The sequence below is a fragment of the Porphyromonas sp. COT-052 OH4946 genome, assembly GCF_000765965.1.
Lineage (GTDB): Bacteria > Bacteroidota > Bacteroidia > Bacteroidales > Porphyromonadaceae > Porphyromonas > Porphyromonas gulae.
The window spans coordinates 127,255-147,574 of the sequence record NZ_JQZY01000014.1 but is presented as its reverse complement, the minus strand read 5'-3'; the positions used below and the strand labels follow the sequence as shown (position 1 = coordinate 147,574).

At 50.5% G+C, this 20,320-nt stretch carries 15 protein-coding genes and 1 CRISPR repeat array; of the genes, 10 read left to right on the top strand and 5 right to left on the bottom strand.

Features of this window, described 5'->3' with window-relative positions; all coding sequences use genetic code 11:
- Nucleotides 1-15 precede the first annotated feature (15 nt).
- Both miaA and HQ50_RS05670 read right to left on the bottom strand, forming a co-directional pair.
- On the bottom strand, nucleotides 16-918 hold the full coding sequence (miaA, locus tag HQ50_RS05675; protein ID WP_039428972.1) for a tRNA (adenosine(37)-N6)-dimethylallyltransferase MiaA: 903 nt from the start codon (nucleotides 916-918) through the stop codon (nucleotides 16-18).
- Nucleotides 919-937: 19 nt separating this feature from the next.
- Nucleotides 938-1,507, bottom strand: coding sequence for a hypothetical protein (locus tag HQ50_RS05670; RefSeq protein WP_039419795.1), 570 nt, complete (start codon nucleotides 1,505-1,507; stop codon nucleotides 938-940).
- 153 nt (nucleotides 1,508-1,660) lie between these two features.
- On the opposite strand from HQ50_RS05670, the gene HQ50_RS05665 reads away from it, so the two are divergent.
- The 6 genes from HQ50_RS05665 to HQ50_RS05640 all read left to right on the top strand — a co-directional run bounded on the left by HQ50_RS05665 (nucleotide 1,661) and on the right by HQ50_RS05640 (nucleotide 11,955).
- Nucleotides 1,661-3,304: a lipopolysaccharide biosynthesis protein gene (locus HQ50_RS05665; RefSeq protein WP_039446249.1), complete on the top strand. Its 1,644-nt coding sequence runs from the start codon at nucleotides 1,661-1,663 to the stop codon at nucleotides 3,302-3,304.
- On the top strand, nucleotides 3,301-4,038 hold the full coding sequence (locus tag HQ50_RS05660) for a glycosyltransferase family 32 protein (protein WP_039418913.1): 738 nt from the start codon (nucleotides 3,301-3,303) through the stop codon (nucleotides 4,036-4,038). The genes HQ50_RS05665 and HQ50_RS05660 overlap by 4 nt, the downstream gene beginning before the upstream one ends.
- A 262-nt stretch (nucleotides 4,039-4,300) precedes the next feature.
- A complete protein-coding gene (cas13b, locus tag HQ50_RS05655; protein WP_039428968.1) occupies nucleotides 4,301-7,828 on the top strand; it encodes a type VI-B CRISPR-associated RNA-guided ribonuclease Cas13b in 3,528 nt (1,175 codons plus the stop codon).
- 4 nt (nucleotides 7,829-7,832) lie between these two features.
- Entirely contained in the window at nucleotides 7,833-8,378 is a 546-nt protein-coding gene (gene csx28 / locus HQ50_RS05650) for a CRISPR-associated protein Csx28 (RefSeq protein ID WP_018964283.1), read from the top strand.
- 209 nt (nucleotides 8,379-8,587) lie between these two features.
- Nucleotides 8,588-9,545: a CRISPR direct-repeat array (repeat unit 36 nt; unit sequence GTTGGATCTACCCTCTATTTGAAGGGTACACACAAC).
- A 1,013-nt stretch (nucleotides 9,546-10,558) separates the two neighbouring features.
- On the top strand, nucleotides 10,559-11,119 hold the full coding sequence (locus HQ50_RS05645) for a hypothetical protein (protein ID WP_152566884.1): 561 nt from the start codon (nucleotides 10,559-10,561) through the stop codon (nucleotides 11,117-11,119).
- On the top strand, nucleotides 11,116-11,955 hold the full coding sequence (locus tag HQ50_RS05640) for a T9SS type A sorting domain-containing protein (RefSeq protein WP_081960052.1): 840 nt from the start codon (nucleotides 11,116-11,118) through the stop codon (nucleotides 11,953-11,955). Before HQ50_RS05645 ends, HQ50_RS05640 begins: the two co-directional genes overlap by 4 nt.
- Before the next feature lie 125 nt (nucleotides 11,956-12,080).
- On the opposite strand, the gene megL is transcribed toward HQ50_RS05640, so the two are convergent.
- From megL to HQ50_RS05625, 3 genes are all read right to left on the bottom strand, one after another.
- Entirely contained in the window at nucleotides 12,081-13,280 is a 1,200-nt protein-coding gene (gene megL, locus HQ50_RS05635) for a methionine gamma-lyase (RefSeq protein ID WP_039418905.1), read from the bottom strand.
- A 162-nt stretch (nucleotides 13,281-13,442) separates the two neighbouring features.
- Nucleotides 13,443-14,912, bottom strand: coding sequence for a metallophosphoesterase family protein (locus HQ50_RS05630; RefSeq protein WP_039428961.1), 1,470 nt, complete (start codon nucleotides 14,910-14,912; stop codon nucleotides 13,443-13,445).
- Nucleotides 14,913-14,914: 2 nt separating this feature from the next.
- Nucleotides 14,915-15,508, bottom strand: a complete 594-nt coding sequence (locus HQ50_RS05625; protein WP_039428958.1) for a hypothetical protein — start codon at nucleotides 15,506-15,508, stop codon at nucleotides 14,915-14,917.
- A 102-nt stretch (nucleotides 15,509-15,610) separates the two neighbouring features.
- Between HQ50_RS05625 and yihA the strand changes: the two genes are divergently transcribed.
- The 4 genes from yihA to HQ50_RS05605 are packed head-to-tail and all read left to right on the top strand — an operon-like array spanning nucleotide 15,611 to nucleotide 20,163.
- A complete protein-coding gene (gene yihA / locus HQ50_RS05620) occupies nucleotides 15,611-16,216 on the top strand; it encodes a ribosome biogenesis GTP-binding protein YihA/YsxC (protein WP_018964287.1) in 606 nt (201 codons plus the stop codon).
- Between the two features lie 9 nt (nucleotides 16,217-16,225).
- Nucleotides 16,226-17,254 (top strand): UDP-glucose 4-epimerase GalE, encoded by a 1,029-nt coding sequence (gene galE, locus HQ50_RS05615; protein ID WP_039428955.1) that lies wholly within the window; start codon nucleotides 16,226-16,228, stop codon nucleotides 17,252-17,254.
- A gap of 42 nt (nucleotides 17,255-17,296) precedes the next feature.
- Entirely contained in the window at nucleotides 17,297-19,393 is a 2,097-nt protein-coding gene (gene recG / locus HQ50_RS05610) for an ATP-dependent DNA helicase RecG (protein WP_039428953.1), read from the top strand.
- Complete coding sequence (locus HQ50_RS05605) at nucleotides 19,393-20,163, top strand: HAD family phosphatase (protein ID WP_039428950.1); 771 nt, start codon at nucleotides 19,393-19,395, stop codon at nucleotides 20,161-20,163. Before recG ends, HQ50_RS05605 begins: the two co-directional genes overlap by 1 nt.
- Nucleotides 20,164-20,320: the final 157 nt, after the last annotated feature.

Here is a 20,320-nt window from a genome sequence, read left to right as displayed (position 1 = left end):
GGGAAAATCAAGTGCTTAGGTGACAAGGGTCAGGACAGCCTCTCTGTCCGCTTCGGGATGGAACCAGCGGATCGTACTGTCGCGCCTGAACCAGGTCATTTGCTTGCGGGCATATACACGACTGTTGCGTTGGATCCGCCTTACGGCTTCTGCCCGGTCGATCGAGCCGTCGAAGTATTCGAACATTTCTTTGTAGCCGACCGTATTGAGCGCATTCAGATGGCGCAGGGGATAGACGGCACGAGCCTCTTCCTCCAGACCTTGCTCCATCATCGCCAATACACGGGCGTCTATCCGTCTGCATAGTTCCTCGCGCTCTCTGTGAAGTCCGATCTTGACGATTCGGAACGGACGCTCCTTGGCCTCGTGTCGGTGGAACGAGGAGAACGGCCGGCCGGTCGAGAGGCATATCTCCAAACCGTGGATCACTCGCTTATAGTTCCGTCTGTCCACCTTGGCGTAGTAATCGGGATCCAGTAGTCGGAGCTGTGCCAGTATCCCGTCCAATCCTTCCGCTGCGTATCGGGCGTAAAGCTCTTCCCTCACCTCCGGAAAGGGGTCGGGAATATCGTCTATCCCCCGACAAACCGCATCTATATACATCATCGAACCGCCCGTAAGGAGCACCCCTCTATACTTTTGGAAGAGTCCTTTCAGAGCTTCGAGCACTTCCACCTCGTACATTCCCGCGCTATAATAGTCCCTCACGCTATGCGTACCGACAAAAAGATGCGGCACCCTCGCCCGCTGTTCGGGAGTGGGTGCCGCTGTTCCTATGGGCAGTTCGCGAAATATCTGTCTGGAGTCGGCCGAGATGATCGGGCTGCCCAAACGCTCGGCTATGTCGAGGCTCAGATCCGTCTTGCCCACACCGGTGGGGCCAAGGAGGACGTATAGCGTATGATCCTGAGTCTCCAATGCGCCGGACGTATCGGGGTCAATAGTTATCGGACAGGTCGGATGTTATCTCATCGAAGCCCTCGAATCCCTCGCGGTCTATCTCGTCCTCATTGTACTCGCTGTCGCCGAAGAAGTCTTCTTCCAGATCCAATCCTTTGGCCTGCTTGGCAGGAGCAGCAGTCGGATCCATCAGATCGTCCAGAGAGCTTTGGCGCGGAGGCAATCCTTCCGATGTGAGGAGCTTAGCCTCCGAGAGCGATTTGCCCGGTACTATATCCATCACTTCGATAAAGAAGTAACGCTCCGTCATCAAGTCGAACTCGAAGACGAGACGTTGGTGTTCGTCCTCGATGAACTCTTCCAAGCGTGTATTTTCCATCACATACGAGTCCTCATCCGAGGCTGTGTCCATCTCCATCAGTGTAATCTCCTGCCCCTTGCGCCAGTCCTCATCGCAGAGGAAGAAAGACGTTAGCTCGCTGTGCGAATAGCCCACCGAGTCCAGAATTGCATTTTGGAGGTCGAGGAAGGTAGCTTCGGAGTCGATCGCTATCTCTCGGCGGAAATCTTCCACCTCATCGGAAACTATCAGAAAGTTGAATACCATATTGCAGTTTGTGCTTATCGATTATGCAATCCAAAAGTAGGAAAAAAACACAGGCGACCTCTGTCGCCCTCGTCTTTCATTGTGCGGTATAAACACGCGATTAGCCCTTTCAACACTGTTCGAAAATTGTATAAAACCTAAAAATATAGCTCAATGATATTCCATTTCTCTATATCTCTTGTGTTTTTCCCTATTCCGGCTCTGCAACAGTGCATAGACAGCACGGTTTCTACATATCTTTGCCGCATGGAAAAAGACAGGCACATCAGTGGAGGTAAGCAAGTGGCACGCAATGCCGCTTTCTTATTTATTCGTCTGTTGTTGGTAATGGCCGTTACATTCTATACCTCAAGGCTTATATACGAGGCGTTAGGTGTGGAAGATTACGGTATATATGTGCTGATAGGGGGGCTGGGCTTGTCTTTTATCTTCTTTTCTTCCTCTCTTTCCAATGCAGCCCAGAGGTTCTTGGCCTATGCCATCGGCCAAAATGATATAGAAGAAGCCAAAAGGATCGTAGGAGCATCCTTGTTGATCCATATCTCTCTTGCCGTCATCGCTATGATTGTAGGAGAAGCTGTGGGTTTATACCTGATCCATCACAGTCTCAAGATCCCTCCCGAACGTATTACGGCAGCTCTATGGGTATATCACCTTACCATTCTTTCGCTGAGTTTTTATTTGGTGGGAGCTGTGTACGAATCGATATTGATAGCTCGGGAGAATATGCGCCTTTATGCCTATCTGGGCATCCTTGAAGCATTGCTCAAACTCGTTCTTGCAGCACTTTTGTTCGTCCTGCCCGGGGATAAGTTGGAGCTTTATGCCGCGCTATTCATCGGTACGGTGCTGATCTTGAAAGGCGTATTGGTGCTATTGGTGCGACGGCTGTATCCTGAAGCGCGCGTTTGGATCTTTAAGGACAAAGCTGTCCTTGCCCGTATGGGAAGTTTCATCGGCTGGAACGGTTTTGCCACGCTTGTCTGGTCTATCAACAATCAGGGTACGGACGTTGTCCTGAACATTTTTTTCGGACCTATAGTCAATGCCGCACGAGGTATTGCCAACCAAATCAATAGTGCTGTCGGGAGTTTTACTTTCAATTTCTTCTCCGCTGTGCATCCTCAAATCGTCAAGAGCTACGCCAATGGCAATATCCCCTACTTCAAGCGGTTGGTCTTTTCCAGTTCCCGTTTCGGTTATTACTTGATGTTGATGCTCTCTTTGCCGTTGATGTTGAGGATGGATTATGTCCTGAAGCTGTGGTTGAACGATGTGCCTGCCGAGGCTTCCGATTTTGCTATTTGGATACTCATTTATGCCCTTGTCAATGTGCTCAGTTCTCCTCCCTGGTTCGGTATGCAGGCAGTAGGCCATATCCGCCGGTTTATTATTGTAGGAAGCATTATCTCCATGCTTGCTCTGCCGGCCATGTATGTAGCTTTTCTTTTCGGATTGGAAGCCTTGTGGGCTATCAAAATTCTTGCGGCTGTACGAGTATTGTATGTGCTTGGAGGTTATGAGGTTTTGTGCCGCTTTGTCTCTGCACTTGATTGGCAGGCATATATCAAGGAGGTAATAGGCCCTGTTTTGGCCGTTTCTGCAATAGCCACTCTTTCCTGCTTCGGTCTGCACCGACTCGTTCCCGATGGACTTTGGGGGCTTATGCTTTTGGTCTGTCTGTCCACTTTGGCTAATATGGTTATTATATGGGTGCTGGGCATCCGGTCGAATGAGCGCACGATGGCACTCTTGTGGCTCAAAAACAAGTTCTCTCTTATTTTTAGAAAGCGATGATACCTAAGATTATTCATTATTGCTGGTTTGGCCCCAAACCATTCCCTCCGCTTGCACAGCAATGTCTGGAGTCGTGGCAGCGCTATATGCCCGACTATGAAATCAGGTTATGGTCGGAGGATACATTCGATGTCAACAGCATCCCCTTTGTACGGGATGCATACCGTCATGGCAAATATGCTTTTGTCAGCGATTATGCTCGCCTTTGGGCTTTGTACCGATATGGCGGTGTATATCTTGATACGGACGTGGAGCTAATTCGCTCTGTTGATGATCTTTGTCAGCATGGAGGATGGATAGGACGGGAGCTGCCCGGGTGGGGTGCCCCCGACAAATATCCCGTAAACTTGGGACTCGGTTTTGCTCTTCCGAAGGAACATCCATGGCTTAAAGAGCTGTTGGATATATATGATCGTATGGATTTCCCTGACCCGAACGATAAGAGTTCTGTCGTTACAATCGTGCATGTGGTAACCGACATGCTCGAAGAGAAGGGACTAAGCATGGACAATAGCTACCAACAGATCGAGGATGTGCATATCTATCCGACAGAATATTTTTGTCCGAAGAACTATTATACGCGAGTTACTACTATTACCGATCATACTTATAGCATACATCATTACGTTGCTTCGTGGATGCCTCCTGCTCAGAAATTCAAAGACCGTCTTGTTCTCTTCCTCGGGCCGGTCGGTAAATTACTTGTGAAGGTGAAAAAACTAATTTTTTCGTAGGAATAGGGCGTAAAAAGCGAATCCTATGGGGCGACTATTTCATTTCCGAAGTAGTCGCCCTTTTTTTTCCTTTGCGGACCGGTTTTTGGGGAAGTAGTTGTATTTGGTGCCACTCCGGCGAGCTGAAAGTAAGCTGGGTTTTGACATGTGAATATTCGTCAATATGGTTGTAACTTTATAGCCATGAAATAAAAACGGCAGGCACTCGGCACATTATGAAACCCGATAGACCTGCTTATCGATCCACACCACTTATTAGAATATGACAGAACAAAGCGAGAGACCGTACAACGGTACCTACTACACACTGGAGGACAAACATTTCTGGGCAGCCTTCCTCAATCTGGCACGTCACAATGCCTACATCACCCTCACCCATATCGACAGACAGCTCGCCTACAGCAAGGCCGATATAACCAACGATCAGGATGTACTCTCCTTCAAAGCCCTATGGAAAAACTTCGACAATGATCTGGAGAGGAAGTCACGGCTGAGAAGTTTGATCCTGAAGCATTTCTCCTTTTTGGAAGGAGCGGCATACGGAAAGAAACTCTTCGAAAGCAAATCTTCTGGAAACAAATCCTCCAAGAATAAAGAACTGACAAAAAAAGAAAAGGAGGAGCTGCAAGCCAATGCACTCTCCTTGGACAATCTGAAGAGCATCCTGTTCGACTTTCTACAAAAGCTCAAGGATTTCAGGAATTACTATTCCCACTATCGACATTCCGAATCTTCGGAATTGCCCCTGTTCGATGGAAACATGCTTCAGAGACTGTACAACGTCTTCGATGTGAGTGTCCAACGGGTGAAAAGAGATCACGAGCACAACGACAAGGTCGATCCCCACCGCCATTTCAACCACCTTGTCAGGAAAGGCAAGAAGGACAGATACGGCCATAATGACAATCCCTCCTTCAAGCACCATTTTGTCGATAGTGAGGGGATGGTCACGGAAGCCGGACTGCTGTTTTTCGTCTCCCTCTTTCTTGAGAAAAGGGATGCCATCTGGATGCAAAAGAAGATCCGAGGCTTCAAGGGTGGCACCGAAACCTACCAGCAGATGACCAACGAAGTCTTCTGCCGGAGCCGGATCTCCCTGCCGAAGCTCAAACTGGAGAGCCTGCGCACGGACGACTGGATGCTGCTCGATATGCTGAACGAACTGGTTCGCTGTCCCAAGCCGTTGTACGATCGTCTTCGCGAAGACGATAGAGCGTGTTTCAGAGTGCCCGTCGATATTCTGCCCGATGAGGACGATACGGACGGTGGGGGAGAAGACCCCTTCAAAAACACGCTGGTCAGGCATCAGGATCGCTTCCCCTACTTCGCCTTGCGATACTTCGATCTGAAGAAAGTCTTCACTTCCCTCCGCTTCCATATAGATTTGGGCACCTACCACTTCGCCATATACAAGAAGATGATCGGCGAGCAGCCGGAAGACCGCCATCTGACGCGCAACCTGTACGGCTTCGGCCGAATACAGGATTTCGCCGAGGAGCATAGACCCGAAGAGTGGAAGCGTTTGGTGCGGGATTTGGACTACTTCGAGACCGGCGACAAGCCCTATATCTCCCAAACCACTCCGCACTATCATATCGAGAAAGGCAAGATCGGGCTGAGGTTCGTGCCGGAAGGGCAGCATCTTTGGCCGTCGCCGGAGGTAGGAACGACCCGAACGGGGCGAAGCAAATACGCCCAAGACAAACGGCTCACGGCAGAAGCATTCCTGAGCGTGCATGAGCTGATGCCCATGATGTTCTACTACTTCCTGCTGAGGGAGAAGTATTCCGAGGAGGTAAGTGCCGAGAAGGTGCAAGGAAGAATCAAGAGGGTGATAGAGGATGTGTACGCTATATACGATGCTTTCGCCCGAGACGAAATCAATACGCTCAAGGAGTTGGATGCCTGTTTGGCGGACAAGGGTATTCGGCGAGGACATCTCCCCAAGCAAATGATCGGCATATTGTCCCAAGAGCGTAAGGATATGGAGGAGAAAGTCCGCAAGAAACTTCAGGAAATGATAGCGGATACGGATCACCGTCTGGATATGCTGGATCGGCAGACCGACCGAAAGATCAGGATCGGCCGAAAGAATGCTGGCCTGCCCAAGTCGGGCGTCATAGCCGACTGGCTGGTACGGGATATGATGCGCTTTCAGCCCGTGGCGAAAGACACGAGCGGCAAGCCCCTGAACAATAGCAAGGCCAACAGCACCGAATACCGGATGCTACAGCGCGCCCTCGCCCTTTTCGGTGGAGAGAAGGAACGTCTGACCCCGTATTTCCGCCAGATGAATCTGACGGGAGGGAACAATCCCCATCCTTTCCTGCACGAGACCCGGTGGGAGAGCCATACCAATATCCTGTCCTTCTATCGCAGCTATCTGAGAGCAAGAAAGGCTTTCCTCGAACGCATAGGGCGAAGCGATCGGGTGGAGAATTGCCCCTTCCTCCTGCTCAAGGAACCCAAAACTGATCGGCAGACATTGGTGGCAGGCTGGAAGGGCGAATTTCATCTGCCACGCGGGATTTTTACCGAAGCGGTCAGAGACTGCCTGATAGAGATGGGGTACGATGAAGTCGGGTCATACAGGGAAGTCGGATTCATGGCCAAAGCCGTTCCGCTGTATTTCGAGCGGGCTTGTGAAGACCGGGTACAGCCTTTCTATGACAGCCCCTTCAATGTAGGCAACAGCCTCAAGCCCAAGAAAGGACGCTTCCTGAGCAAAGAAGACCGAGCCGAAGAGTGGGAGAGAGGTAAGGAGCGGTTCCGAGACCTTGAGGCTTGGTCGCACAGTGCTGCTCGTCGGATAAAAGATGCTTTTGCCGGAATCGAGTATGCAAGTCCGGGAAATAAGAAGAAAATCGAACAGCTGTTGCGGGATCTCTCCCTTTGGGAAGCCTTTGAGAGCAAGCTGAAAGTCAGGGCAGACAAGATCAATCTCGCCAAACTGAAAAAGGAAATACTCGAAGCCCAAGAACACCCCTATCACGACTTCAAGTCGTGGCAGAAGTTCGAGCGCGAACTGCGACTTGTCAAGAATCAGGATATTATCACTTGGATGATGTGCCGGGATCTCATGGAAGAGAACAAGGTGGAGGGATTGGATACCGGTACTCTCTACCTGAAAGATATTCGGCCCAACGTCCAAGAGCAGGGGAGCCTCAATGTGCTGAACCGCGTGAAGCCGATGCGCTTGCCTGTGGTCGTGTACAGAGCCGACAGCCGGGGCCATGTGCACAAGGAGGAGGCTCCTCTGGCGACGGTCTATATCGAAGAGAGGGACACCAAGCTGCTGAAGCAGGGCAATTTCAAATCCTTTGTCAAGGATCGCCGGCTCAACGGCCTTTTCTCTTTCGTCGATACCGGCGGACTCGCGATGGAGCAGTACCCGATCAGCAAGCTCAGGGTGGAGTACGAGCTGGCCAAGTATCAGACGGCAAGGGTCTGTGTCTTCGAGCTGACGCTCAGGCTGGAAGAGAGTCTGCTGAGCCGGTATCCTCACTTGCCGGATGAGAGCTTCAGAGAGATGCTCGAAAGCTGGTCGGATCCTCTCTTGGCCAAGTGGCCGGAGCTGCACGGGAAAGTCCGGCTTCTGATCGCTGTGCGCAATGCCTTCTCGCACAATCAGTATCCCATGTACGATGAGGCCGTCTTTTCGTCCATTCGGAAGTACGACCCCTCTTCCCCCGATGCCATAGAGGAAAGGATGGGGCTGAACATCGCGCACCGGTTGAGCGAGGAAGTGAAGCAGGCAAAAGAAACGGTAGAACGAATCATACAAGCATAAGAAAATGATGACGATGACTATTTGTTGGACACCGATATGCGTACAGCTGATCGAGCTATCGGGTATCTTCATTGCCGCATATCTGGCATATCGCTATGCCGTGCGCAAGCTCTCCAAAGAGAGCATAGAGAATATCGAACGCTGCAAATACCAAGCCGTGCTGGAGGCGCACCGGAGTTTCTACAAGCTGCTGCGCTTCACCACCGATACGGAGAATGCCGATAGCATATTGGTATGGCAGAAAGCCAAAGGGAGCGGAGCGAAAACCTATTATTTCAGGCCGGCCTGCATCCGTGGATTCTTGTCCGAACTGACGGACGAATTTTATAAGAATGGCAACGGTGTTTTCTTGTCTAAAGAGATTATTTCCCGTATCTTTGAGTATAGAAGTATCGTTTACGGCCTTTTGCTTTCGGAGAGGGATAGCTCGGATGAGAGGATTGTGATGAACAAGCCCGAAACGGCCGAACGGATGATCCGTATTCATCAGGAGCTTACCCAAACCGTTAGAGAAGCCATCGCACTGAAGGGGCGAACTTTGAACTTTTGAGTGCGAACCGGCAGGAACGTAGGAATGATTTTTTGAGAGAAAATAGCATAAACCCGACCGTAGAGAGTCATTTTTTCAATCCTAATATCCCACTAAAATGATGATGACAGACTGTTTTTCACCGGCTTGCAGTGGCTCCAAAGCCTTACCGTCACTCACTTTCTGTGGAATGATGACTTCTCAATCGGTCTCAAATTCGATGGGGGTAGGTTGGATCTACCCTCTATTTGAAGGGTACACACAACTATTATAAAATTATTTCGGAAAACTTTTCAGTTGGATCTACCCTCTATTTGAAGGGTACACACAACAGCATAAGCCTTGGAAAGAACTCGTACACGGTTGGATCTACCCTCTATTTGAAGGGTACACACAACGGCCGGTGCCATCATGGCTGTACTCATCGGGTTGGATCTACCCTCTATTTGAAGGGTACACACAACCAGAGCGCACTGTTCCTCTGTAGAACCCCTGTTGGATCTACCCTCTATTTGAAGGGTACACACAACAGCACAAATGGGAGAACGGCTTCCTGAAGAGTTGGATCTACCCTCTATTTGAAGGGTACACACAACCTGAACGGCGATACTTCAGATAATATACCTGTTGGATCTACCCTCTATTTGAAGGGTACACACAACAGCCTTGGAGATTATATCTCCGTAGAAGGTTGGATCTACCCTCTATTTGAAGGGTACACACAACTTCTCTTCTTATAGTTATATCATTGTTATTGTTGGATCTACCCTCTATTTGAAGGGTACACACAACTTTCCCTCTAAATTCGATTTCTCTCATAGTGTTGGATCTACCCTCTATTTGAAGGGTACACACAACTGTTGTACGTTATCTTGTAAAGTTATACTTGTTGGATCTACCCTCTATTTGAAGGGTACACACAACATATAGGTGTTTTTGCTGGGATTTTTAGGTGTTGGATCTACCCTCTATTTGAAGGGTACACACAACTTTATTAGAAAGGTTTTGTTTAGCTTCGTGGTTGGATCTACCCTCTATTTGAAGGGTACACACAACTGGCAATCGGTTGCCCTTTAATTATCTCGTGTTGGATCTACCCTCTATTTGAAGGGTACACACAACGGCATGTTGGAAGACGTTAGTCTTATCGTGGTTGGATCTACCCTCTATTCGAAGGGTACACACAACATGATTCTTGATTGGTGGCTTGGGCGTTGGAGTGTAGAGGGAGAGAGTAGCGCATGGGGATTCTTCCGTGTTGGGGCTTTTTCGCTACATTTGCAGGCGGACGAGGTGCTCCCCTCTTCGGTGAATTTGTGTCGGGGAGTGCTTTCCCTTTTTATGGAATGACTTTGTAAACGACTAAATGAATGATAGATATGTGCTCCGATCCCTCTCTTTCCTGCATTCTTATTCGGCCGGTTTCGTTCGGCCTGTGTGGTTATATGCCGGCATTGCGTATGGCTGATGCAAACCTGCTGTATGAGCGGTAGAGCCTGAGAGCCGTTTCGTACCCCTTCGAAATAGATGAGGCACCCGCCAAGTTCCTGCACGAACTTGGTGGGTGCCTCTTTATTTATACCTCCGCTAAAGGCTTTTTGAAATGTCCGATTTATATCAAACCGGCTTGTAATCTATATATTTATTGCAATCGATTTATATATAAATCAAAAACGATTTATATACAAAATGAAAACTATATATATACAAATCGAAAATGCTTTGTATATAAATCGTAATTCGACCCTTGGAAAAGCGAATCCCGATCGGAAAGACCCAGCTTTCCGATCTCCTCTGCTTCAGGATCCACTCTCTCACAGGTGCTTATTTGGAATGATTCCAAACTCATCTTCGTTGTTGAAAACTTTTTTCGCGCCTGTTTTCACCTCCAAAAACGACCACGCAAAAGACAGCGGCAGCCGATCGGGTAACAATGAAATACTTTATACTTCCTGATAAATCGAGAAGAGACGGACATCGGCTCAAGGGAAACGGAAAGCCTCATCCCGAACCCGATGCTGCGAGTAATGCGGATGACGGATAAGTGCTTTTTTACAGGGTTGCTTTCTGTGCGGTAGTTGAGCCGATACTACGCAAAATAAGATAGTGAAAAACGTTGCTAATGGGTATTTATGTTTATCTTTACAAAGAGAGGTCGATGATCGACCGAGGTATTTATTATAATTTTAATGAGGAAAAATATGAATCAAAGAAGAATTTGGGTCTTTTTTCTATCGGTAATTGTTTTTGGGACTAATCTCGCTTTTTCTCAAAACATGGAAATACGAAAAGACTTTCCCATCGAGGTGATAGAGGGCTATATAATGCCATTTTTGGAAGATATACCCGATGATGTTTTGCCTGATTATGGAATTAAAAACAGGGATGAAATAAGAAAATCGACTATCGGTAGACCCATCGCGGTTTACACCCTTGAGCAAGGTGCTTTGTCGTTTACAGACACATGGCGAATCCCATTGATCGTCGATGACGAGTATAGAGCCCTTTTCACGGTGTTTAAGAGCTGTAATAATGAATATAAAATCGTTGAATTTGGAGCCGTGCTATTGGCAGAGGAGTTTTTTAAGTTTGAAAAAGAACATGATTTTTCAGCGATGCTTCGGGTATATGAGCTGCGAAAAGATTTTTTTATTTCCTCGAAAAGGGCCGGTGAATATCTATTTTATCCTGTTCCAAGCAGCAAAGAAAAGGGATACAGAATGGATGAAATAATCGAAATGATAAAGCGAGAAGGTTTATGAGACGTGTGTTTTTATGGCTGTTGATTTTAATAGCTACCGGCCATTTGAGATCACAGGTTCTGCCTGTAACTGAAATAACTCAACTACAATCTGAATGGTGCTGGGCCGGGGTTTCGGCTTGTATTCTGGACTATTATTCTATTTCTGTATCGCAGTGCGAAATCGCAGAGTACACAAGAACTGTGGAGACATTCCCTGATGTCGATTTGGGAAATATAGACTGTTGTATGTCGGCTCCTTCTTGTAATCATTGGAATTATAATTGGGGAGGTAAAGGAAGTGTTCAGGATATATTGGTTCATTTTGGTAGCATTTTGAATTTCGGAGTGAGTGCGCCACTCACCCAAGAGCAAGTGGCATCCGACATCCAAAAAAACAGGTTATTCGTTATCCGTTGGGGTTGGTCCACCGGAGGTGGGCATTTTGTCGTTGGGCATGGTCTTGTCGGGGATAAAATGTATTATATGGATCCATGGTATGGTGAAGGACTCAAAATAGCTGATTACAGTTGGGTCGTTTCAGGCGGTAAACATAAATGGACACATACCAATAGACTGTCTGTTACCCCGTCAGATCTTCTGCCTGTAAATGCCGGAGATGTTTCGGACAACATTAAAGTATACCCCAATCCGGTCTTGAATAATTTGGTTATTGAAGTAGAGGGGAATGATAGTGAAATTGATTTTTATATCTTGGACACGAAAGGCCGGATTGTCTTCAAAGGGTCTTTAATTGAAAAACAAGTTGTTCGGACAGGTGATTTTGCTCCGGGGGTATATGTCGTCAAGTTCGGAAATGGTAAAACCTTTGAGTTTAGAAAAATAATAAAAGAATAGTTGTCGCACAGCTCGTGACAGAAAATAGACAGAGTAGATATATAAAAGCGAACCCCGAAAGTCCGTCAAAGACTTTCGGGGTTCATGCTGTTTGTTGTCAGGCTTTTATGCAGCCTTTGGCGCGTTTAGATCAGGCTGTCCAGACCGTGCTTGAGGTCGGCGATGATGTCTTCCACATTCTCCAGACCCACGGACAGGCGTACCAATCCTTCGGATATGTCGCTGGCAGCACGCTCTTCGGGTGTGTAGGGTGAGTGGGTCATGCTGGCCGGATGCTGGATGAGGGTTTCCGTATCGCCCAGGCTCACGGCGAGGGAGCAGAGGTGCAGGCTGTTCATCAGCTTCTTGCCGGCTTCGCAACCGCCCTTCACTTCGAAGGCGATCATGGCTCCGGGCAGTGCCATCTGCTTCTTGGCCAATTCGTATTGGGGGAAGCTCGGAAGTCCGGGGAAATAGACTGCTTCTACGGCCGGATGCTTTTCGAGGAATTCGGCTACGGTCTGAGCATTGCGGCAGTGCTGCTCCATACGTATCTGCAATGTCTTCATACCGCGGCTGATCAGATAAGCATCGAACGGACTCATATTGGCACCCGTGAGGTCTTTGATGCCGACGAGCTTCACCTCCTTGATGTAGTCCTCTTTACCCACGACGAATCCGGCGATGACGTCGCCATGTCCGTTCAGGTACTTGGTTGCGCTGTGTACGACGATGTCGGCACCCAGCTCCAGCGGACGGCAGATGTAGGGCGTGCAGTAGGTATTGTCCACCATGACACGTACGCCTTCGTGCTTGTGAGCGATGTCGCAGACTGCCTTGATGTCGGTCATGTACATATTGGGGTTGGCCGGAGTCTCCAGATAGACGAGCTTCGTATTCGGGCGAATGGCGGCCTCCACCTCTTGCGGATTGCGGGTATCCACGAGGGTGACTTCCACACCGTAGCGGCTCAGTCCGTGGGTGAGGTAGGCGAAGGTGCAGCCGTAGAGCGTCTTGCCGGCTACGATATGGTCGCCGGCCTTCACGCATACCCAGATGGCAGAGCTGATGGCTCCGATACCGGATGCAGCCGATGCGGCGGCTTCTCCGCCTTCGAGCATGGCCAGTTTCTCTTCCACTTGGGTGCAGTTGGGGTTGCCCAGACGGGTATAGATATATCCGCCTTCCTCTCCGGCAAAGCGGCGGCCTCCCTGTTCGGCACTGTCGAAAACGAAAGTCGATGTCTGGTAGATGGGGGTGGCTAAGCAGCCGAAGGCGTTCTCGATAGCGCCTCCATGGATGGCACGTGTGGCAAAGCCACTACGCATAAGGTCTTCTTTTTTCATTGTTTGTTAGTTAATCGAAAAATCGACGATCGCACAGCCTTTCGGCCGAGTATCGTCTATGTTTCTATTCTGTGGTTACGGCAACGAAGGTAGTGAAAAGTTGTTGGTGGTGTGGCTGTTCGTTCGTTTTTGATCCGATTTTACGCGCCACCGATCGTCCGCTTACCGATGGCCGGCTGCTCGTTCTTGGGCTGCCTGCCGATAGTCGGCACGCTTCTTACGGCCTTTTTTGCTGTCGGCAAAGTTGTCGAAAGCGAAGATCTCTTTCCAGTCCTCGGCATTGTCCTTGACCGTGGTTAGGCCTCCCACCTTCTTCAGGTGGAGGTCATCGTACGGGCGATTGTCGAAGGTGGTGGAGCGGTAGCGGATCTCTCCCTGCGTGACGTGGATGGTCTGATAGAGGTAGAGACCGGAGCCGATCCTGTCGTGCCGGTCGGAGAATCCGTTGCGGTAGTGCTTGGGCGATGCGCTACTGATGATATATACGGGTGTAGTCTTCGTGCCGGACTCCGTCTTCGTGGTGATGCGGGAGTAGGCATGGTCGTGTCCTTGCAGGACGAGGTCGGCACCGCCTTCCTCCAGAATGGAGCGGAAGCCGTAGTGGATGATCGGATTCATGCGTCCCTGCCGCACCGAGTATACTCCGTGGTGGAACATGACTATCTTCCACGGCTGTACGGTGGTTTCGAGTGCATTTTTCAACCACGTGCGGTGGTTGAATACGGATGCCGGCCATTGGATGTCGTTGGAGTCCATGACGATGAGCCGCATATAGGGGAAGTCTATGTAGTACGAACGTTGCTCGAAGCCTTTGGGGCCATTGGCCGGATAGTTGTACTGAGGTACCCAACGGGGATCGAGCTGTCTTTTCAGTCCTTTGATATACTCGTGGTTGCCGGTGGCGGCGATGACGGGTGTCGATGCCGTCCAGTCGCCTATGGCACGATGCCATACTTCCCAATAGAAATCCGTGGGGCCCTCGATCTGATCCCCACCCAAAGTCAGAAAATCAGGGTCGGGATGCAGGGAACGCAGCCGTTGGAGCAGTGCCTGACTGCCTCCGTTGCCCGGATCCTGAACGTCTCCGATGTAGATGAAGTCGGTGGCAGCCGAACTATCGGGAATGGAGAATCGGTACCAGGGCGATGTTTGCTCTCCCGTCTTGACCCTGTAGGTATAAGTGCGGCCGGGCTTGAGCCCGTTTATCTTAGCGTGGTAATAGTAGTTGCGTCCTGCACGGGTGACGACTTCTTTCCCCTCGGCCGGCAGCGAGATCAGCAGGGTATCTGCATCCGTTCCGTCCAAAGAGCGATAGTCCAGCCAAGAGTCTTGCGGCAGGGTGTCGCACCGCCAGCTGACCGTCCTTTGGGTGAGGAAATCCTCACCCGGCGTCAGGGTGAGCCTGTCTATCGTATGCGGTACGGTGTAGGCGACTTCGGCCGGAGAAACGAACCAAGTTCTGTACCGCTTGGCTACCCAGATGCCGAGGGCGACAAGCAGGAGCAGACTGATCATCAGCCCCCATCGCCTTCCGTTTCTTCTCCTCTTTCTCGAATATCTGCGTCCGGAATTTCGTTTGCTGAACTTCCGCCTGCTGACTTGGTAGTAGGGATTGGAGCGTTTCTTTCGCATGGCTATTCGTTTGTTTGAGGACTGACAGGTGTGGAGGAAGGTGCATTTTCCACCTTCGCTCCCGTACCGAGGTCGCGGAAGGAAACCGGCTGTTCCAAGGAACGGAGCCGTGCTTCGGCACGATCGTATGCGATGGACTTGTTCTTGAGTGCTATCTCCAGATTGGTATTCTGTCGAGCCAGACGCACCCACTCACGCACTCCACGGACGGACAGCCCTACGGCTATGGCAGCTATGGCGGCTATGAAGCCCTCTCCGTAAAGGGGCATCTGCCCCTCGGCTGTGCCCGGTATGGTCCATTGCCAAGCGTGGTGGAAGATGACGGGAAGCAACATGCCTATTCCTCCCAAGGCCAGCGACAGCACGATATAGGGACGGAAGAGGAGTCTCTTGATCATGGCCGGAGCTATCAGGAAGTAATTGATATAATACAGGGCTATGATATAAGCATCCACGATCCATACGGCATAGTAGGCGGAGGGCGTATTCCAAAAGGAGGGGGTACCCGGGTTGGTGCTCTCCAATGCCAGACTTTGCAAGACAATGAGCAAAACCCAAACGAGGGTATAGATAAGAATTGTAAGCGATTTGTTCATATTCTAATTGAGGCTTAACCGGTAAAAGAAAGCTATCTTTGTATGTCACAAAGATATAATTATTATTGTACGGCTATCCGTAATAAATAACGACAGAACCGAATGGAAATAAAAAAGGCGGCATTTGTAATCAGTAATACCGATGTGCGCAAATGTCCTGATACGAAGCTCCCCGAATATGCTTTCATCGGCCGTTCGAATGTGGGCAAATCCTCTCTGATCAATATGCTTACCGGCCAAAAGGGACTGGCCATGACCTCCCAAAAGCCGGGTAAGACGCAGCTGATCAACCATTTCATCATCGACGATTCGTGGTATTTGGTCGATTTGCCCGGCTACGGATATGCCCGTTTGGGCGCGTCCAACAGGGAGTCCTTGCGCAGGATCATCGAGACGTACATCCTCTGTCGCGAGCAGCTTTCGAGTCTCTTTGTCCTGATCGATTGCAGGCACGAACCGCAGAAGATCGACTTGGAGTTTCTCCAATGGCTGGGTGAGAACGGGATTCCGTTCAGCATCGTATTCACCAAGGCGGACAAGCTCTCGTTCAGCCGATTGAAAGAGAATACGGAGGCCTACAAGCAAAAACTGCTGGAAACGTGGGAGGAGCTTCCTCCGGTATTTATTACCTCTTCCGAAAAGAAAACAGGCAAAGAAGAATTGCTGGATTATATCGACTCGATCAATCAAGAATTAGCTACGAAATAAAAAACCGAAATGAAACAAAAGATTCTCGTTACCGGCGGGACAGGATATATAGGATCCCATACGACTGTGGAGCTACAGCAGGCAGGCTATCGGGTCGTGAGTGTGGACAACTTCTCCAACTCCCATGCTGCTGTGCTCGACGGTATAGCCCGGATCACAGGGGTTCGCCCCGATTTTTATGAGGCCGATTGTAACGATATGGAGGCGATGGTGCGCATCTTTACGGCGCATCCCGATATAGCAGGCGTCATTCATTTTGCTGCAAGCAAGGCCGTAGGCGAATCGGTGCAGAAGCCGCTTTTGTACTACAGGAACAATATCCTCTCTCTACTGAACATCCTCGAACTGATGGGGCGATTCGGCACTCGTGGGATCGTATTCTCCTCATCCTGTACGGTGTACGGACAGCCGGAGGTATTGCCCGTAACGGAAGAGGCTCCGATACAGGAAGCTCTCTCTCCCTATGGCAATACGAAGCAAATCAACGAGGAGATTATCCGCGATGCCATCCATGCCGGAGCAGGATACAAGGCCATACTCCTGCGCTACTTCAATCCGATCGGGGCACATCCCACAGCGCATATCGGAGAGCTTCCTAACGGGGTGCCTCAGAATCTGATCCCCTATTTGACTCAAACGGCGGCAGGCATCAGAACCGAATTGAGCGTCTTCGGCGATGACTACGACACGCCCGATGGCTCCTGTATCCGGGACTATATCTATGTGGCGGATTTGGCCAAAGCGCATGTGGCTGCCATCGAACGGATGCTGAACGAAGAGAAAGCGAGCGATTCGCTCGAAGTCTTTAATGTAGGTACGGGTAGGGGAGTGAGTGTGCTGGAACTTATCCGCACCTTCGAACGGGTGACAGGCGTTGCCGTTCCTCATCGGATAGTAGGAAGGCGCGAAGGCGACATCGAACAGGTATGGGCCGAGCCGAAGAAAGCCAATGAGGTGTTGGGTTGGAAGGCTTTGGAGTCGTTGGAGGACACACTGCTGAGTGCATGGCGTTGGCAGCAACGCTTGTCGGAGAAGTAATCCCCGGCGCATTAACGTACGCGATACCCTATCTTCTGGCAGATGGATATGCTATCGACCAAGATCACTTACCTGACCGGCGTAGGGCCGAAGCGGGCGGAAGTGCTGAAAGAGGAAATAGAAGTACGTACCTATCTGGATCTTCTTCATTATTTCCCCTTTCGCTATGTCGATAGGAGTCGGTTTTATGCCATACGGGAGATACGCTCCGATATGCCCTATATCCAGCTGCGCGGTGTCCTTCGCAACTTCTCCGAGGTGGGCGAAGGACGGCGCAAGCGGCTGACGGCTACCTTCTTTGACGGTACGGGAAGCATAGAGCTGGTTTGGTTCAAGGGGATCAAGTACATACGCGACAAGCTACAGGAAGGTCGGCGATATATTGTTTTCGGCAAGCCTGCTTTCTTCGCTTCCGGCTATAACATAGCACATCCCGAAATAGATGCGGAGGAGAAGGCAGAGCAGGTAGCCGGCGGACTGACTCCGATTTATCACACCACAGAGCGCATGAAGAGTATGGGGCTGGGCAGCAAACAACTCCAGCAACTCCTGTACATACTCCTCAATCAGGTGTCGGCTACACTGACAGAGACACTGCCGCCTTACATCCTTTCTTCTTATGGATTCGTCTCCTATCAGGAGGCCATCAGACAGATTCATTTCCCTCAGGGGGTGGCACAGCTGGAAGCTGCCCGTACAAGACTCAAGTTCGAAGAGCTGTTCTATGTACAACTGCATCTGATCGGCAGCAAGCTGGAACGCAAGGCTCGCTTTCAGGGAATTGTTTTTGCCCAAGTAGGAGCCTTGTTCAATACATTCTACAAGGAGCATCTGCCTTTCGAACTGACCGGCGCACAGAAAAGGGTGGTACGGGAGATCCGGCAGGATACCCTCAGCGGACATCAAATGAACCGGCTGGTGCAGGGCGATGTGGGTAGCGGTAAAACTTTGGTAGCCTTGCTGTCCATGCTGTTGGCTCTGGACAATGGCTGTCAGGCTTGCCTGATGGCTCCGACCGAAATTCTCGCCAGACAGCATCATCATACCCTGTCCGAGCTGCTGCGACCGCTTGGCGTAGAGGTTGGCTTGCTCATCGGAAGCTGTACTGCACGTCAGCGAGAACGCTTACTCCCGTCTCTGGCCGATGGCTCGCTCTCCATCGTCGTCGGCACGCATGCCCTATTGGAGCAGGGAGTGCTCTTTCACCGTTTGGGAATGGCCGTCATAGACGAGCAGCACCGATTTGGTGTACAGCAGCGAGCACGTCTGTGGGAAAAGAACCTCGACACTCTGCCCCATATTCTGATTATGAGTGCCACCCCCATACCGCGTACCTTGGCCATGACGTTGTACGGCGATCTGGATATTTCCATCATCGACGAATTGCCTCCCGGCCGTAAGCCCATACAGACGCTCCACCACTTCGACAACGATATGGCACCGGTCTTTCGTTTCCTGCGATCTCAGCTTGCTGCCGGCCGGCAGGTGTATGTGGTGTATCCGATGATCGAGGGATCGGAGACGACCGATTTGAAAAATCTTGAGGATGGCTTCGAGCTGTTCTCTTCCATTTTCCCCGATGAGGGTGTGACGATGGTACACGGCAAGATGAAAGCCAAGGAAAAGGAGGCACGTATGGTAGACTTCGTCAGCGGTCGCTCCCGTATCCTGTTGGCTACGACGGTTATCGAAGTCGGCGTGAATGTCCCCAATGCTACGGTGATGGTGGTGGAGAATGCCGATCGCTTCGGCCTGTCGCAGCTACACCAGCTCAGAGGACGTGTAGGCCGCGGTGGAGAGCAGAGCTATTGCATCCTGATCACAGGGACAAAAATCGGTGAGGACTCGCGCCGGCGTATTCAGGTGATGGTGGAGACGAACGATGGATTCGAAATAGCAGAGGAAGATATGCGCCTTCGTGGTTTCGGCGACTTGGAGGGTACGCGCCAGAGCGGTCGTCAGATCAGCCTTCGGATAGCCAATCCTGCACGAGATACGGAGCTGATAGCCCTCTCCCGAAGTATAGCGGAGCGACTACTGGAGCGCGACCCCGAACTTCGCCACCCTGACAATCAAATGCTCGCTCTTCGTCTGAATAAACTCTTCCCCAAGGAGGAAGACTGGAGCGTCATAAGTTAATGGAGAGAAAAGAATCGATGGACTACAATAATATAGCGGAAGCATTGCAGACATTCCGAACAGAGAAGGCATACCGGCATGCCCCTTTCCGTTCGTGCTTTTTCGATATGGACGGAGTGCTGTTCGATTCCATGCCCGCGCATGCACGCAGTTGGGTGGAGGCTGCCGGAGAATACGGTATCGCTGCGGAGCCACTGGATTTCTATCGCTGGGAAGGGCAGAAGGGTAGCGATACCATCAAGATCCTGTTCGAGCGGGGATACGGACGGCAGCCGACAGAAAAAGAAATAGCCGATATGTACGGACGCAAGAGCCAACTCTTCGCTTTGTATAATTCGGGAAACGTGATCGACGGTGCTCCGGCTCTGGTGTCGGATGTCTGTAGACAGGGCTTGCGTATCATGCTGGTGACGGGTTCGTCCCAGACCGATATATTGCAGCGTTTGCAAAGAGGTTATGGTGACAGCTTCGGGCCTGCGAATATGGTGACAGGTGCCGATGTACACCGTGGAAAACCTCATCCGGAGCCTTATCTCAAAGCGTTGGAATGTGTGGGGATGTCGCCTTCCGAGGCTTTTGTGGTAGAGAATGCTCCGCTGGGAGTTCGTGCAGCTGTCGATGCCGGTATCTTTACCATTGCGGTAAATACAGGTTGCTTGCCCGATGCCGATTTGTGGGATGCCGGTGCATCACTTGTCCTTCCCTCTATGGCTGTGCTTCGCTCGCTATTGGGAGCATTGCTTGCTGAATCTTGGACCTCTATGGCCTGATTTTTTTCTTTGATTTTACACTCCACATTGGTCTCTTTTTGCCCCATGAGCGGTCGCCATCGACAGGAGTGGGAACGGCTTGTGCTGAGGCTTGGTGAATCGATCAGAAGAATCCGGAAAGGATTACAATGTTCGTTCCAATGCCTTGCGCGGACGC

What these genes read in the sequence shown, in the direction of transcription:
- HQ50_RS05670 (WP_039419795.1), bottom strand. Translation starts at nt 1,507, where the DNA reads ATGGTATTCAACTTTCTGATAGTTTCCGATGAGGTGGAAGATTTCCGC.
- HQ50_RS05665 (WP_039446249.1), top strand. Translation starts at nt 1,661, where the DNA reads ATGATATTCCATTTCTCTATATCTCTTGTGTTTTTCCCTATTCCGGCT.
- HQ50_RS05660 (WP_039418913.1), top strand. Translation starts at nt 3,301, where the DNA reads ATGATACCTAAGATTATTCATTATTGCTGGTTTGGCCCCAAACCATTC.
- cas13b (WP_039428968.1), top strand. Translation starts at nt 4,301, where the DNA reads ATGACAGAACAAAGCGAGAGACCGTACAACGGTACCTACTACACACTG.
- csx28 (WP_018964283.1), top strand. Translation starts at nt 7,833, where the DNA reads ATGATGACGATGACTATTTGTTGGACACCGATATGCGTACAGCTGATC.
- HQ50_RS05645 (WP_152566884.1), top strand. Translation starts at nt 10,559, where the DNA reads ATGAATCAAAGAAGAATTTGGGTCTTTTTTCTATCGGTAATTGTTTTT.
- HQ50_RS05640 (WP_081960052.1), top strand. Translation starts at nt 11,116, where the DNA reads ATGAGACGTGTGTTTTTATGGCTGTTGATTTTAATAGCTACCGGCCAT.
- megL (WP_039418905.1), bottom strand. Translation starts at nt 13,280, where the DNA reads ATGAAAAAAGAAGACCTTATGCGTAGTGGCTTTGCCACACGTGCCATC.
- HQ50_RS05630 (WP_039428961.1), bottom strand. Translation starts at nt 14,912, where the DNA reads ATGCGAAAGAAACGCTCCAATCCCTACTACCAAGTCAGCAGGCGGAAG.
- HQ50_RS05625 (WP_039428958.1), bottom strand. Translation starts at nt 15,508, where the DNA reads ATGAACAAATCGCTTACAATTCTTATCTATACCCTCGTTTGGGTTTTG.
- yihA (WP_018964287.1), top strand. Translation starts at nt 15,611, where the DNA reads ATGGAAATAAAAAAGGCGGCATTTGTAATCAGTAATACCGATGTGCGC.
- galE (WP_039428955.1), top strand. Translation starts at nt 16,226, where the DNA reads ATGAAACAAAAGATTCTCGTTACCGGCGGGACAGGATATATAGGATCC.
- recG (WP_039428953.1), top strand. Translation starts at nt 17,297, where the DNA reads ATGGATATGCTATCGACCAAGATCACTTACCTGACCGGCGTAGGGCCG.
- HQ50_RS05605 (WP_039428950.1), top strand. Translation starts at nt 19,393, where the DNA reads ATGGAGAGAAAAGAATCGATGGACTACAATAATATAGCGGAAGCATTG.